The organism is Methylobacterium sp. Leaf123 (assembly GCF_001423405.1).
Classification (GTDB): domain Bacteria; phylum Pseudomonadota; class Alphaproteobacteria; order Rhizobiales; family Beijerinckiaceae; genus Methylobacterium.
The window spans coordinates 1-14,901 of record NZ_LMNS01000015.1 but is presented as its reverse complement, the minus strand read 5'-3'; the positions used below and the strand labels follow the sequence as shown (position 1 = coordinate 14,901).

The following is a 14,901-nucleotide window of genomic DNA, read 5'->3' as shown; positions in this document are numbered from 1 at the left end:
GGAGCCCCCGCATGCTGGATTCCGTCCGGATCTCGCTCAAGGTGCTGAACGCGGCCCAGCTCGCCCTGATCGCGGCGGCGGCGCTCGGACTCGCCTGGATCGGGACCGCCGTGCTCGGGGCCGGCCCCGCCACGGACGGCGCGCAGCGGGCCGCGATGACCGGCGCACGCGCCTTCGCGGACGCGGTGGATGCGGAGCTGCATGGCAGCGTCGCCGATGCGCGCACCGTCGCGCTGCTGCTGCGCCCCGGCGATCCGACGCTGAGTGAGGCCGAGCGCTCGGCCCTGCTCAGGGACTGGCTCGCGCTCAACCCGCGCTACGGGGATGCGGCGCTGATCGGGGCGGATGGCAGCGTGCGCGCCGCCGCCGATCCGCGCCGGCCCGGCAGCAGCGTCGCCCGGCAGCCCTGGTTCGCGCGGGCGCGCAACGCCGAGGTCGTCATCGCCACCCAGGGGGACGAGACGGCGCCCTTCGATGTCGTCCTCTCCCTCGGGATGCCCGGACGCTCCGACCGGATCCAGCTTCGCGCCGGCCCGGCCTTCCTCGAGATCGGCGCCCGCTTGCGCCAAGCGCTCGACCTGCCCGAAACCATCGCCTTCACCGTGAGCGGCGCCGACGGGCGGCTGCTCGCGGGCACCGCCTCCGCGCCCTGGGGCGAGCACCGCTCGGCCTCTGCACCGGTCCCGGGCGGGCGCGAACTCAGCAGCCCCGGCTGGGTGGTGACCGCCTACGCGCCGCCGACCCTGGCGGCGGGTCTGCGGCCCGACGGCCGCCTCCTGGCGCTGGCGCTCGCCGTGGTGGGCGCCGCCGCCGGGCTCGGCTACGCCCTGGGCGGCCGCGCCGCGCAGCCGCTGCAACGCCTCGCCGAGGGCGAGGCCGGGCCGGATGAGGCGGCGGCCTCGCCGGTGCGCGAGATCGCGGCACTGACCGAAGCGGTCGCCGACCGCTCGCAGAGCCGCGAGGCGGCGCTGGCGCTGGCAGGCACCGGCCTCGACCGGATCAAGGGCCGGCTTCAGACCTTCGAGGCGATGTCCGGCTGGACCTGCTGGGAGATCGACCCGGAGACGCGCCAGGTCGTCTGGTCGGATTCCGACCGGACCGGCACGGCGACGGCTTCGGACCACGCCACCGATCTGTCCGACCTCGCCGAATGGTTCGAGCCGGAGGATCACGCCCTCCTCGACCTCACCCTCGACGCCGCGCGCCGGGCGGACGGGCCGCACGACGTGGTGCTGCGCGCCCGCGCCGACGGCGCCGACCCCGCTCCCGAAGCGGAACGGCGGGTGCTGGTGCGCTTCCTGCGCGCGGCGGGCGACGGCAGCCGCATCCACGCCCTGAGCCGGGCGATCGAGGGCGGCGTCTCGGAGACGCCCTCGGGCCTGAACGAGCGGCGGCGCAACGCGGTCCTGCGCCGCGTGACAGACGGCATCGTCCACGACTTCAACGACGTGCTCACGATCGTGCACGCCAACCTCGCGACCGTGCGCCGACGCCACGGCCTGAACCCGGAGCCGGCACGCCTCGTCGATGCGGCGCTCGCGGGCGCCGAGCGCGGGGCGGCGCTGACCCGGCGGATGCTCGGGCTGGTGCGCGGCGAGGGCGAGGCTTTGGCCGAATGCGACCTCGGCACGAGCGTCGAGGCCGCCCTCGCCTTCATGGGGGCCAACGTGCTGCGCGACGTGCCGGTCATCAACCGCGTTCCCGGCGACCTGCCGAAGGTGCTGTGCGCCGAGCGCATCCTCGAACTCGTCCTGCTCAACCTCGCCTTCCACTTCCGCGATCACGGGCTGCATGGCTTCGCGGTCGGAGCCGCCGAGGAAGTGACCGAGACGGAGACGGGCTTCGGCCTGCCGCCGGGCGCTTACGTGCGCCTCCTCGTCGCCAGCGGACAGCACGAGCCCGGCCGGATCGTCCGGCCACCCTGCCCGGGCTCGCTGGAGACGGTGGCCCGGCTCCTCGAAGAGGTCGGCGCCGGCTGGCGCCCCGTCTCGGACGGGACCGGCGAGGACGCCTTCGTCGCCGAGATCTGGCTGCGGGCCGCCGAGCGGCCGCCGGAGCAGACGGCCCTCTGGTACTCGACCTTGCGCGTGCTCCTGGTGGAGAGCGACAGCCTCGTCCGGGCCAGCCTCGCCGACGCGCTGGCCGATCTGGGCCACGACGTGGTTCAGGCCGCCTCGGGCGAGCACGCCCTCGCGCTACTCGGCGAGAGCGCGGATTACGACGCCATGGTCGCCGACCAGTCGATGCCGGTGATGACCGGCCTTCAGCTCGCCGCGACCGTGGTCGAGCGCTATCCCCATATCCGGATCATCCTGGCGAGCCCGCACGGGCATCTGCCGGCCGCGGCGCGCCAGTTCCTGCAACTGGACAAGCCGTTCCGCCCCGACGATCTCGCGGCGGTGCTGAGCGCGGCGGCCCCGCAGGCCCGAGCGGCCTGAATTCGCCCGGCATCGTGAACGCCTGACAAGATCTCGGCCGAGATGAACGAGGCTTTCCCGGTTTTGGGGAGGCTCTTGTTAACCCTGGACCCGGATAAATCGGTGCGTAGCGTGTGCGTATCCGAGGATCGAATGGCTGTGGTTTCTCGCAACCATCAACGGGCTCCCGGGAATCTTTGTATTCTTGTCTGCGGGCTTGCGGCCGTGATGGCCGCCCCGGCCCGAGCCGCCGACCTGCCGGCACCGCCCCCCGCGGCGGCCAGCGTCGATTGGTACACCGGCGCGCAGGCGCAGGCGGTGGACGACAGTTGGGCGGTGGCCGTCGATGGCTCGACCAGCATCACCTCCAATTCCTCGGCCTTCGGCTCCGTCACCGTGACGACGGCGCTCGGCAGCCCGCCGACGGTGAGCGGCGCGCGCGTGCGCGTCGAGGCCGTGGCCGGCACCTACTCCTATCCCGGACAGGCCGTCGGCGCGCGCGTCACCGGCTACCAGCAGGAGGGCTCGCTGCTCACCGGCTATGAGTGGATCTGGCGGGAAGCGGCGCTGGCCGGCTATGTCGGCTTCAACGTCCGCAGCAACCAGCTCTCGATCCCCGATCCCGGCAACCCGGTCGTCGGAACGGGTGTGGGCCTGAAGGTCGCCGGAAACTTCTACGCGACGCCGACCGACCGGACCATGGTCTCGGCCTACGGCTCCTACTCGACCAAGTTCAACGCCTACTATTCCCGGTTCCGCGTCGGCTACATGGTCGCCGACGGCGTCTATATCGGCCCGGAGGCGCTGTTCCTCGGCGACGACTTCTTCCGCCAGTACCGCGTCGGCGCCCATCTCTCGGGCCTGAGCTTCGGCCCCGTCCAGATGTCGCTCGCGGCCGGCTATGTGCGGGACCGCGTCCAGGGCACGGGCTACTATTCCAGCATCGAGGCGCGCGCGAACTTCTGAGCGGGCGCCTCCCGCCGCCCCTCATCGCGTCAGCCCCATCCCGACCGCGAGCGGGCCGCAGGTCGCGTCGGCGACCGAATCCAAGCCCTTGGACCGACGCGGACAATCCGCCGCCTTGTCTCTCCCTCTCCCGACAAAGTACGCCTGTCTCAGGTGAAGAATGGCTTCCGTCTCAGGAAGACATTCCTCGTTGTCGCCTGTCATTTCCGCGGAATTTCGTCCGAATTTTCGGACATTTTCTACGGATGACGCTACGTTCGGCAGCGCAAAATCAACCCTGTTCGCAGAGTGGGACGGCGGCGTCGTGAACGCATCCGGAAATCGTCGTATTTTAATGATGGATCCGTCCGCGAGGCAGGGGTGGCGAGTGTGATGCGTGCGCTGCGGTGGCTGGCCTGGATGGGGACGACGGTTGCCGGCCTCATCCTGCTGAGCCAACCGGTCGGGACGCAGAACCAGCTCGCCATGAGTCTCGCCGCCATGGCGGCGATGATCGTGCTGTGGCTGTTCCTCGACGGGCCGCGCACCCGCTTCGTGTTCCTGGCGCTCGGGAGCCTGGTCGTGCTCCGCTACATCCTGTGGCGGGTCACCGATACGCTGCCCTCCCCCGGCGATCCGGTCAGCTTCGGCTTCGGCCTGCTGCTGCTCGTGGGCGAATTGTACTGCGTCTTCATCCTGTTCGTCAGCCTGATCATCAACGCCGACCCGCTCAAGCGGCCCCCGCCCCCGGTGGCGAGCGCGGCCGAGCTGCCGACGGTCGACGTGTTCGTGCCGAGCTACAACGAGGACGCGGCCATCCTGGCGATGACGCTGGCGGCCGCGCGCCAGATCAACTACCCGCCCGACAAGCTTAACGTCTGGCTTCTCGACGACGGCGGGTCGGACCAGAAATGCGCCGACCCCAACCCCGAGAAGGCCAAGGCCGCCCGCGACCGGCGGCGGGAGCTGACGGCGCTGGCCGAGGAACTCGGCTGTCGCTACCTCACCCGCGCCCGCAACGAGCACGCCAAGGCGGGCAATCTCAACAACGGACTGGCCTTCGCCACCGGCGAGATCGTCGTCGTGCTCGATGCCGACCACGTCCCGTTCCGCTCGTTCCTGAGCGAGACGGTGGGCTATTTCGCCGAGGATCCGAAGCTCTTCCTCGTCCAGACCCCGCACGCCTTCCTCAACCCGGACCCGATCGAGCGGAACCTGAAGACCTTCGAGCGGATGCCGTCGGAGAACGAGATGTTCTACGCGGTGACCCAGCGCGGGCTCGACAAGTGGAACGGCTCGTTCTTTTGCGGCTCCGCCGCCCTGCTGCGCCGCACCGCCCTCGACGAGGCCGGGGGCTTCTCCGGCATCACCATCACCGAGGATTGCGAGACCGCGTTCGAGCTGCATTCCCGCGGCTGGACCAGTGCCTATGTCGACAAGCCGCTGATCGCCGGCCTCCAGCCCGAAACGCTCTCGGCCTTCATCGGCCAGCGTTCGCGCTGGTGCCAGGGCATGTTCCAGATCCTGCTCCTGAAGAACCCCGCGCTGCAGAAGGGGCTCAAGCCGATCCAGAAGATCGCCTACCTCTCGAGCATGACGTTCTGGTTCTTCCCCGTGCCGCGGCTGATCTTCATGTTCGCGCCGCTGCTGCACATCTTCTTCGACCTGAAGATTTTCGTTGCCAGCGTCGATGAATCGATCGCCTATACGGCGACCTACATCGTCATCAACCTGATGATGCAGAACTACGTCTACGGCAAATTCCGCTGGCCCTTCGTTTCGGAACTCTACGAATACGTCCAGGGCCTCTATCTCTCGAAGGCCATCGTCTCGGTGATCTGGTCGCCGCGCAAGCCGACCTTCAACGTCACCGACAAGGGCATCAGCCTCGACCACGACCATCTCTCGTCGGCCTCGCTCCCGTTCTTCGCCGTCTACGGGCTGCTGGCGGCGGGCTGCGCGGTGGCGGCGTGGCGCTACCTGTTCGAGCCGGGCGTGACCAACCTGATGCTGGTGGTCGGGCTGTGGAACTTCTTCAACCTGCTGACGGCGGGCGCGGCGCTCGGGGTCTGCGCCGAGCGGCGCCAGCTGGAGCGGACACCTTCGCTCGCCATCAACCGGCGCGGCCAGATCACCTTGGGCGGCCGGGCCATCGACGTGTCGATCGAGCGCGTCTCGGCCGAGGCCTGCACGGTGCGCCTGCCCGCCGCCCTGCTGCCGACGGGGGGCGGACACCGCAAGCTGACCGGCGCGCTCACCGTCATCCCGGTGGCGGGCGCGCGCTCGGCCGGCGCCCTGCCCGTCACGCTGGAGCGGATCGACCGGACCAAGGACGAGGCCTTCGCCCGCCTCAGCTTCGGCCGCCTGCGCCCGCAGGATTACGTCGCCCTGGCCGGCCTGATGTACGGCGACGCGGAGGCGATGCGCCGCTTCCAGATGCGCCGCCGCCGCCACAAGGACATCCTGACCGGCACGCTGCAATTCATCTGGTGGGGTCTTTCCGAGCCGTTCCGCGCCGTGCGCTACGCCTTCGCCGCCGATGCGCGGCCGGCCTTGGCACCGGTGATCGACGGCACCTCGCCGATCTACGACGCGCCGGAACAGGCGCCGACCGGAGCGAACCTGCCCGAGCCGCTGCTTGCGCCCCTGGTGCCGGCCCACGCGTTCCAGCCTGCCCCGCCGACGCCGAGGGAGCCCGCGCCGGCTCAAGTGGCAGCTCCGGCCCCGGCGAACACACCGGCCAACACCTCCCCCAACAGCCCTGCCCGCGCCTCGAACGATTGGGTGCGGATGATGCTCGATTACGAGAACGAGCGTGCGCTGGCCGGCCGGACCGGCCGCGGCACGGGCACGGCATGAGCGCGATGGCGGTGCGGCTTCACCCACGAGCCGGCCTCGGACCCGCGCGCCGGGCCAGCCGTACGCCGGCCCTCGTGCTCGTCTGCGCGCTCATGGGCGGGGTGTCGGCCCAGGCGCAGAGCTTCCTCGGGACCGGTCCGGCCGAGCGCCTGACGGTGCCGCCGACCGGAGACGCCCTGCGAAAGCAGAACCCGGCGCGAGGCCCCGCCGCCTCCGCCGCCCCGGCGCCGACCGCGCAAAGCCGCCCCTCGGCCTCCGATGGCGCCGAGGCCGGACGCCGCCCGCAGGTTCAGGCGACGATCGCCCCGGCCCGCCGCCTGCCCGCCGGCACCCGTGGCTTCCGCCTTTCGGGCGAGGAGGACGTGCTGCAATACCCGGTCTACCTCACCGAGGGGCAGGCGCGGGGCGCGGCACGGCTGCGCGTCTCCTACCTCTCGGCGATCTCGGTGGCGCCGGAGGGCTCGGAACTCACGGGCCTCGTCAACGGCACCAAGGTCGGCTGGACCCGGATTCAGGCGCCCGGCGCGGTCAAGGTCGTGGAATTCGCGATTCCCGACGGTGTCCTGAAGGCCGGCTACAACGCCGTGACCCTGACGGCGAGCCAGCGCCACCGGGTCGATTGCGCGATCGACGCGACCTACGAACTCTGGACCCAGATCGATCCCTCGCGCTCCGGGCTGGTGATCGCGCCAGCCGCCGACCTCGACCTGAAATCCCTGGCCGCCCTCGAACCCGACGAGAGCGGCGCCCTCCCCATGGGCGTGCTGCTCAACGAGAAGCCGACCCTGCCGCGCCTGGAGCGGATGATCGGCGCCGTGCAGGCGCTCGCCGTCGTGAGCCGGATCGCCCGGCCCGCGGTCAGTTTCGGGCCGCCGCTCTCCGGCCGCAGCGGCGTCAATCTGCTCGTGGGAACCGCCGCCGAGATCCGCGGCACGGACGGCGTCGAGGATCTCGGGCCGATCACCGGGCCGCGGCTCGCCCTGCTGCCGCCGCGGGGCAACCGCGCCCCGACGCTGGTCGTGACCGGCCTCGGCCCCGACGACGTGCGGGCGGCGATCGCCCAACTCGCCGCGGCCGGCGATGCCGGCGGCAGTGCGCCGGGCATGGCGCTCGCCCCCTTGATCCGGGGCTACGAGGTGGAGGGCGGCGAGCGGCTCGAATTGCAGCGCCTCGGCGTCACCAGCCGCGAGTTCAACGGACGCCTGCTGCGCACCCGGATCGAGCTGCGCTTTCCGCCCGATTTCGTGCCCGCCGATTACGGCAAGGCCATGCTGCACCTGGCCGGCGGCTACGCCGCGGGGCTCGATTCGAGCGCGCAGATCGTCGTCGACATCAACGGCCGCAACGCCGCGAGCGTGCCGCTGCCCTATGCCCGCGGCGAGGTGTTCGACGATCAGGCCATCCCGCTGCCCTTGAGCCTGTGGCGGCCGGGCCTGAACAGCGTCGAGATCAGCGCCCATCTCCCGAACGCGGCGGACAGGGTCTGCGACACCCTCTCCCCGGCGGCGCGCCAGCCCCGCTTCCTCTTCCTCGACCGCACCCGCCTCGAAATCCCGTCCCTGGCGCGGGCGGTGCGCAGCCCCGATCTCGCGGCGGTCAAGGCGGGGGCCGTTCCCTTCACCGCGCCGGGCCCGCGCCCGCGCCTCGTGCTGCCGGTCGCGGACCGCGAAACGGCGGATGCCGCCGCGACGCTGGCCGCCCGCCTCGCCATCGCGGCCAAGCGCGTCATCGATTTCGAACTCGTGCCCGATGCCGGCGGCACCGAGAACGGTGCCAAGCTCGTGGTGGCGCCCGCCCGCGCCCTCAACCCCGTGACGATCCAAGAGGTCGGCCTCGATCCCGAAGAGATCCGCCGCATCTGGGGTGGGCGCGCCGAGACGGTGGCCACACCGGGCCAGTTCGGCCCCGAGGGCGTGCTGACCCTGGACCGGCTGCGCCGCAACCTGCCGATGCGCTGTGCCCTGCCGCCCGCCGCGGTGCCAGTCAGCGTGGCCGCAGCCCCCCCGGCGGCATCCGCGCCAGCACCCGTCGCTGCGGCGCCGGCCGCGCCGCGCAGCCCGCCGCGGCCGGCGGCCCCGGAGACCGACGAGGAACTCGTGGCCCGCTGGGACCAGACCCTGTCGGGCGCAGCCTTCGTGCCCACCGTCCTGCGGGAGGGCTGGACCCGGCTCGCGAACGGGGCGCTGCGGCTGCGCAGCGGCGTGACGGGCCTGATCGAGGCCCCGACGGCGGGCGACGTGCCGGTCAATCCCCGCGCCTCGCTGATCATCGCCGAGGATAGCGGCGGGACTCGCCTCGGCGAGACCACCGTGCTCGTCACCGCACCGAACCCGTCGATGCTCAAGGCTTCGGTGTCCTGCCTCGTCGATCCCATGGTCTGGACCCGCCTCGTCGGGCGCGCCGCCTTCCTCGATGCTTCGGACGGCACCCTCACCACGGTCGAGCCGGATCGCGTCGCGCTGATCGAGACCCGCTCGTGGTCGCTGGCGAACTTCCGGCTCGTCTCGGCGGCCTGGCTCTCCCTCAATCCCGGCTACTATGTCGGCATGTCCCTGTTCATGGCTTTGTGCCTCGGCCTCGCCACCACGGGCCTCGTGCGCCAACTCGGTCGAAGGAACTCCTGATGCGGCCCCCCCGCACCCCGCGCCGCACGTACCGCCCTTGCCACCGCCCCGGCTTCGGTCCCCCGAACCTCATCGGATGGGCCGTCGCCTCGGCGCTCGCCCTCGCAATGGTTGGATCCGCCGCGGCCCAGACGACGCCGCAGCCGGCCTCCCCGCAGCCGGCAGCCCCGGACACCGCGTCCCCGGCGCCCCAGCCGACAGAGTCCCCAACGGTGCCGCCCGCCACGGCCCTGCCGGGCCCGCCCCGCGCCGAGACGCCGGTCCGGACCGATGCCGGGCCGATGCTCGCCAACACCCTGAGCGACGACGCGGCGTGGCGCGCCTACCGGTCGCGGTTCATCACCGAGCAGGGCCGGATCGTCGATACCGCCAACGGCCTGATCAGCCACAGCGAGGGCCAGGGCTACGGGATGCTGCTCGCGGTCGCGGCCGGCGACCGGCCCGCCTTCGAGCGGATCTGGGGCTGGACCCGCGCCAACCTGATGGTGCGCTCCGACGAATTGCTGGCGTGGCGCTGGGCGCCCGACCACCGCCCGGCGGTCTCCGACATGAACAACGCCACCGACGGCGACATCCTGGTCGCCTGGGCGCTAACCGAGGCGGCGGAAGCCTGGGGCGAACCCTCCTACCGCACCGCCGCGCGCCGCATCGCCGTCGAGTTCGGCCGCAAGACCATCCTGTTCAAGGACCCGCACGGGCCGGTTCTGCTGCCGGCCGTCTCCGGCTTCTCGGCCCGCGAGCGCGCCGACGGCCCGCTCATCAACCTGTCCTACTGGGTCTTCCCCGCCTTCCAGCGGCTGCCGATCGTTGCCCCCGAATACGATTGGGCCTCTCTGATCCGCAGCGGCGTCGATTTCCTGCGCCAATCCCGCTTCGGGCCGAGCAGCCTGCCGACCGAGTGGATTTCGGCCAAGGACAGCCTACGCCCCGCCGACGGCTTCCCGCCGCTGTTCTCCTACAACGCGATCCGGGTGCCGCTCTATCTCGCCTGGGCCGGCGTCGGGCGGCCGGAGGATTACGCGCCGTTCAAGGCGCTCTGGGGCGGGATCGAGCGCGAGCGCCTGCCGATCGTCGACACCCGCGACGGGCAGCCGGTCGAGTGGCTGAGCGAGCCCGGCTATCGAGCGATCTCCGCAATCACCGCCTGCGCCGCGGACGGAACACCTTTTCCGGAAGCCTTAAGAACGGTGCAGGACAATCAGAACTACTATCCGGCGACCCTGCAACTCCTCTCTTTGATCGCGGCCCGGATGCGGTATCCGTCATGCGTGAAATCCTGACGCCCCCGCGGCGGCCCGCGCCGAAAGGCCCGCTGGCCCGGCGGACGAGAGCGCATCACGGGACAGCGTCCCGGCCGCTCGCGGCGGCCGCGCAATCGGGCGCGATCCTCGGCGTGCTGCTCCTCGCCAGTGCGGCGCCCGCGATGGCCCAGGGCGGCCCGGCACCGGAATCGTCCACGCGCCTCATCTACGGCGACGGCACCCGCGCCCCCGCGATCGTGGTCGATCCCGAGACCGGGGTCACGCCCGGCATGGTCGATGAGAGCGCGCTGCGCTACTACGCGTCGCAGAAGCAGACCGCCCGGATGAAGGCGGAGATCGCGCGGCTGAAGCGGCTCTATCCCGGCTGGACCGAGCCGGCTGATCTCGACACCCTGCAGCCGAGCCCGCCCGAAGAGGCGCCGCTGTGGGATCTGTTCACCGCCGGGCGCTTTCAGGATCTGCGTGCGGCCATCGCCGCGCGGCGCTCGCTCGAACCGAACTGGCATCCCTCGGACGAACTCGCGCGCAAGCTCCGCCGGGCGGAGTTCCGCAACAGCATCAAGGCGACCGCGGAGAAGAACGGGCCGGGCCGGAACGCCGACGAGGTGGTCGCGCTCTACCGCGCCGATCCCAGCGCCCTCGACACGTCGGACCTCGAAAGTCTCTGGATCATCGCCGACGCGCTCGCCACGACAGGGGCGGGCGAGGACGCCTTCGATCTCTACAAGTCGGTTCTCGACGGCACCGCCGATGCGGGCGCGCGGCTCGCCACGATCCAGAAGGCGATGAGCCATCTCAAGATGGATCAGGCCGAGCGGCTCATCGCCATGGGGCATACGAGCCAGGGACCGAACCAGGAGAGCGTGTCGGAATTCGACGCGATCCGCCTCGACATCACCCGTGCCCGCATCGCCGCCTTCCTGCACGACGAGCCGGCCCAGACGCCGACGCTGGCCGACCTCACCGCCTTCCAGACCTATGCCCGCAAGAGCGGCGACCCGAGCCAGACCGGCCTGCTCGGCTGGTATGCCTACAAGCGGCGCCAGTTCCGCGAGGCGCTGGAATGGTTCAAGCTCGCCATCGGCCGCGGCGGTGACGCCATGGTCGCCCACGGCCTCGCCCACACCCTGCGCGAGCTGAACATGCTGCGCGAGGCGGAAGAGGTCGCCTATGCCTGGCGCGACCGCTTCGTCGGCAACGAGCTGCTGTTCATCGACGTGCTCGAACGCAAGCTGACGCTGGCCAACCCGCCCTTCATCGAGCCGGCGCGGATCGAGCGCTACGCCAAGGTCGTGATCGCTTCCGCCTCCGGCGAGGGGGCGCAGGGCTTGGCGTGGTACGCCTACAATTCCTGCCAGTTCGACACGGCGCTCGAATGGTTTCAGCGCGCCGTCGCCTGGATGCCGAGCGAGACCACGGTGTTCGGCTACGCCCTCACGCTGCAGCGGCTGAAGCGCCAGCGCCCCTATCTCGAAACCGTGAATCGCTACGACGGCCTGTTCCCGAAGGTCGTCGACATGCTGTTCCGCGAGGATACCGGCGGGCCACCCCTGCCCTGCGCCGCGCCGCAATCGCCCCGGCCGCCCGCACGGGCCGAAACGCGCCCCGAGCCGAAGCCCGAAGCGCCCTCCTATGGCCGCGTCCCCCGGCCGGACGCGGCCACGATCGGCGCCCAGACCGGTGCGGTGCCGGCGGCGGTCCAGCGCAACGAGTTCCCGCTGAGCGTGCCCCTCGACAATCCCCTGCGCTACCCGCCGGCCTCGCTCCAGCGGGCGCTCACCGAGCCGGTCGCGCCCGGCAGCTACGCCCGCGAACCCGTGACCGCGCGGCCGCCCCTGGTGGCCCGGCGCGTCAACGGGGCGGGCGCAATGCCCTACGAGCGCTACGGCTTTGCCCTGCTGCCGGGCTATAACGGCCTCGACAAGCCGGAGGGCCTCTCCCCGCCCCCGCCGGGCACGCTCTGGCAGGACCAGCAGACCGAGCGCAACCGGGCCGCCACCACGCCGGAGAGCGACCGCTTCTCCGTGCCCTCCCGCGTCTCGTCGGGCAGCGGGCCGAACGGGAAGGGTTTTCCGTGAGATCGCGTCTCCTCGGCCGCCTCGCGGCGGTCCCGGCCCTGCTCCTCGCCGGCCCGGCCCTGGCGCAGACCGCGCCGGTCCTGCGCTTGCCCGGCGCTGGTCCGGTCGCGGGCGTCGTCGAGACGCGGGTGCGCGATGGGTTCGACCAGCGCATCCGCTTCGAGGGCGGCGACGGCCGCAACCATGCCGAGGTCGCCCTGCGCAACGAGACCGGCGATCTCCTGCTCGCGTTCCCGCCGCGGCTGGCCAAGCCGAGCCAGTTCGGCATCGACGGCGAGATTGCGGTCCGCTTTCCGGGGCAGGTGCTGCGCGTGGTCGCGCCGCGGCGCAACGGCTACGGGCCGATCGGCCTCGCGATCGGGACCGACTGCCTCTACGCGTGGCAATGGTTCGAGCGGGCGAGCGCGGCCCAGCGCTCCGCGCGCCGCGGCGGCCTGTTCGACACGGCGGTCTCCCCAACCGCGGGCCGGCGCGCGCTCTCTCTTCGGATTCGGCTGTGCCGCACGGCGCAGGCGAGCCTCGACGATCTCGTCGCCGCCGTCGAGCGGATGACCATCTCCCTCCCCGGCGAGCCCGGAGCGCGGTCCGCCCCGCCCCGGCCCCGTCCCTCCGCGGTCCGGCGCGAAAGGCCCGCCCCCGTGAAGCGGCAGGCGACGCGGCCCGCGCCCAGCGCGCCGCCCGCCGAGGCGGCACCGAAGCCGCCACCGGCCGCCCCGCCGCAGGCCGCGCCGCCGCTGCGTCCGCCGACGCCCACGCCGCCGGACAGCGGTGGCCGCCGCTACCTCGCCCCCACCACGCCGCAGGGCGCCGCCCCGACCTCCGAGCCGCCGGTCGCGAATCCGGCGCCGGGCGGGGCGCAGCGCTACATCACCGATGTGCCGAAACCGGCCGAGGGCGCAGGAGGCGGCCTGATGCCGAGCCCGGCTCCGGGCCGCTCGACCGGCGAGAGCCTGTCGCGCGATCTCCCCGCCGAGGCTTACCGGCCCGCCCCAAACCGCGACGGGCCGTGACCGGCTGACCGAGGCGGTGGGCGGATTTCTCGCGGGGAGACCTCCGCTCTCATGTCCGCCGGGGCCCGCCTTACGGCAAGCGTGCCTCGGGAGCGTGCCTTCAACCGATGGCGAGACCGCCCAGCGCCGTGAACACGACGACAGACCAGGGCGGCGCCTTCCACACGGTCAGCAGCACGAAGGCGAGGGCCGCGAGGGCGAAATCACGGGGCGAGCCGACCGCGCCGGTCCAGACCGGATCGTAGAGCGCCGCGCCCAGGATGCCGACCACGGCGGCATTGGTCCCGCGCATGGCCGCCCGCGCCGCCGGCCGCACCCGAACGGCATCCCAGAAAGGCAGCATCCCGTAGACCAGCAGGAGGCCCGGCAGGAAGATCGCGACGAGCGCGATGGCGGCCCCGAGCACGCCATTCGGCGCCGGCTGCGCCACCGCGCCGAGATAGGCGGCGACCGTGAAGAGCGGACCCGGCACGGCTTGGGCCGCGCCGTATCCGGCAAGGAAGGCGTCCGGCGAGACCCAGCCCGGATCGACCAATGCGGACCGCAGAAGCGGCAGCACGACATGGCCGCCGCCGAAGACGAAGGCACCGGACCGATAGAACGCGTCCGATAACGCCAAGGTCTGGGATCCGAGGGCGCCCGCGAGCAGGTGCAGCCCGATCAGCAGGATCAGGAAGGCGGTCAACGCCACGCCGCCGGCCTGGCGCGAGATCGGGACGGCGCGCGGGCTCGTGCCCGGCCCGCCATCCGCGCGGCACAGCGCGAGCCCCGCGACTGCTCCGAGGGCAATCGCTAGGATCTGACTGAACGCGGTGGGGGCGAACACCGCCATCAGGAGCGCTCCGACGGCGATCGACGCCCGCGGACGATCCGGCGCGAGCGAACCGGCCATCCCCCAGACCGCCTGGGCGACCACCGCCACCGCGACGAGTTTGAGCCCATGGATCAATCCCTGCGCGGAGGGACCGGCGAGCGCGTGCGCGCCATAGGCGAAGGCGAGGAGCAGCAGGGCCGAGGGAAGCGTAAACGCCGTCCAAGCCGCGATGCCACCCAGCAAGCTGCGAGTCCGCAGCAGGCCCAGGGCGAACCCGACCTGACTCGAGGCGGGCCCCGGCAGGAACTGGCACAGCGCGACGAGATCGGCATAGCCGGCCTCGTCGATCCAGCGACGACGGGTCACCAAGGCCTGCCGAAAATATCCGAGATGGGCGATCGGACCGCCGAAGGCGGTGAAGCCAAGCCTGAGAAAGACGAGAAACACCTCCCCGGGGCTTCCCCGCTCGGCGGGATGCCCGGCCTTCGCTGTCGCCGGAGCAAGTGGCGCGCTGCTCACCGTGCCGTCCTCACCGAGTGCTTTTCGCAGTTTCACTCATACGCGTATGATGGGGGGATAGCTCTGGACGCGTAGGCTAGCCAAGCCGCCGAATCGCTCGTCTACTGCCTTTGCCACCGGCATCGCATGCCTGGGCCATAGCAGCACGAGCGTACGGCCTTCGTGAAGAGCCGAACGCCGCAGGCACCCCGATCGGGTTCCGGCTTGGTGCGAAGCCCCCTCCCCTGCCGGCGGCGTGGTGTGGAGTGATCCGCTCGCGTCCGGCGAGGGCGATCGCACTGACCGCGCTGTGTCTGCGCCCGGCTTGGTCTGCCCCATCTGCTGGCGCAAACGCCAAAAGGCCCGCGGGCATGGTGGCCAGCGGGCTTGCGGT

At 71.9% G+C, this 14,901-nt stretch carries 8 protein-coding genes; 7 read left to right on the top strand and 1 reads right to left on the bottom strand.

Going from position 1 to position 14,901, the window contains the following annotated elements; translation table 11 throughout:
- The first annotated feature begins 11 nt into the window (after window positions 1–11).
- From ASF53_RS12975 to bcsN, 7 genes are all read left to right on the top strand, one after another.
- Entirely contained in the window at window positions 12–2,438 is a 2,427-nt protein-coding gene (locus ASF53_RS12975; protein WP_056198787.1) for a response regulator, read from the top strand.
- A gap of 132 nt (window positions 2,439–2,570) precedes the next feature.
- Complete coding sequence (bcsS, locus tag ASF53_RS12970) at window positions 2,571–3,383, top strand: cellulose biosynthesis protein BcsS (protein ID WP_056198785.1); 813 nt, start codon at window positions 2,571–2,573, stop codon at window positions 3,381–3,383.
- A 372-nt stretch (window positions 3,384–3,755) separates the two neighbouring features.
- On the top strand, window positions 3,756–6,221 hold the full coding sequence (bcsA, locus tag ASF53_RS12965; RefSeq protein WP_056198780.1) for a UDP-forming cellulose synthase catalytic subunit: 2,466 nt from the start codon (window positions 3,756–3,758) through the stop codon (window positions 6,219–6,221).
- Window positions 6,218–8,845: a cellulose biosynthesis cyclic di-GMP-binding regulatory protein BcsB gene (locus tag ASF53_RS12960; protein WP_056198776.1), complete on the top strand. Its 2,628-nt coding sequence runs from the start codon at window positions 6,218–6,220 to the stop codon at window positions 8,843–8,845. The genes bcsA and ASF53_RS12960 overlap by 4 nt, the downstream gene beginning before the upstream one ends.
- Window positions 8,845–10,125 carry a family 8 glycosyl hydrolase gene (locus ASF53_RS12955; protein ID WP_156635542.1) on the top strand — a complete coding sequence of 427 codons (1,281 nt, stop codon included), beginning with the start codon at window positions 8,845–8,847 and terminating at the stop codon, window positions 10,123–10,125. Before ASF53_RS12960 ends, ASF53_RS12955 begins: the two co-directional genes overlap by 1 nt.
- The gene (locus tag ASF53_RS12950) at window positions 10,110–12,185 is read left to right on the top strand and encodes a hypothetical protein (protein ID WP_056198773.1); all 2,076 of its coding nucleotides are present in this window, start codon (window positions 10,110–10,112) and stop codon (window positions 12,183–12,185) included. Before ASF53_RS12955 ends, ASF53_RS12950 begins: the two co-directional genes overlap by 16 nt.
- Window positions 12,182–13,195: a cellulose biosynthesis protein BcsN gene (gene bcsN, locus ASF53_RS12945; protein WP_056198771.1), complete on the top strand. Its 1,014-nt coding sequence runs from the start codon at window positions 12,182–12,184 to the stop codon at window positions 13,193–13,195. The genes ASF53_RS12950 and bcsN overlap by 4 nt, the downstream gene beginning before the upstream one ends.
- Window positions 13,196–13,295: 100 nt before the next feature.
- Here the strand turns inward: bcsN and chrA are convergent, their stop codons facing one another.
- Window positions 13,296–14,456, bottom strand: coding sequence for a chromate efflux transporter (gene chrA / locus ASF53_RS12940; protein WP_286134398.1), 1,161 nt, complete (start codon window positions 14,454–14,456; stop codon window positions 13,296–13,298).
- Window positions 14,457–14,901 lie beyond the last annotated feature (445 nt).

Bases quoted from the DNA above. Each gene is read 5' to 3' on its own strand.
- ASF53_RS12975 (WP_056198787.1), top strand. From the start codon at position 12: ATGCTGGATTCCGTCCGGATCTCGCTCAAGGTGCTGAACGCGGCCCAG.
- bcsS (WP_056198785.1), top strand. From the start codon at position 2,571: ATGGCTGTGGTTTCTCGCAACCATCAACGGGCTCCCGGGAATCTTTGT.
- bcsA (WP_056198780.1), top strand. From the start codon at position 3,756: ATGCGTGCGCTGCGGTGGCTGGCCTGGATGGGGACGACGGTTGCCGGC.
- ASF53_RS12960 (WP_056198776.1), top strand. From the start codon at position 6,218: ATGAGCGCGATGGCGGTGCGGCTTCACCCACGAGCCGGCCTCGGACCC.
- ASF53_RS12955 (WP_156635542.1), top strand. From the start codon at position 8,845: ATGCGGCCCCCCCGCACCCCGCGCCGCACGTACCGCCCTTGCCACCGC.
- ASF53_RS12950 (WP_056198773.1), top strand. From the start codon at position 10,110: ATGCGTGAAATCCTGACGCCCCCGCGGCGGCCCGCGCCGAAAGGCCCG.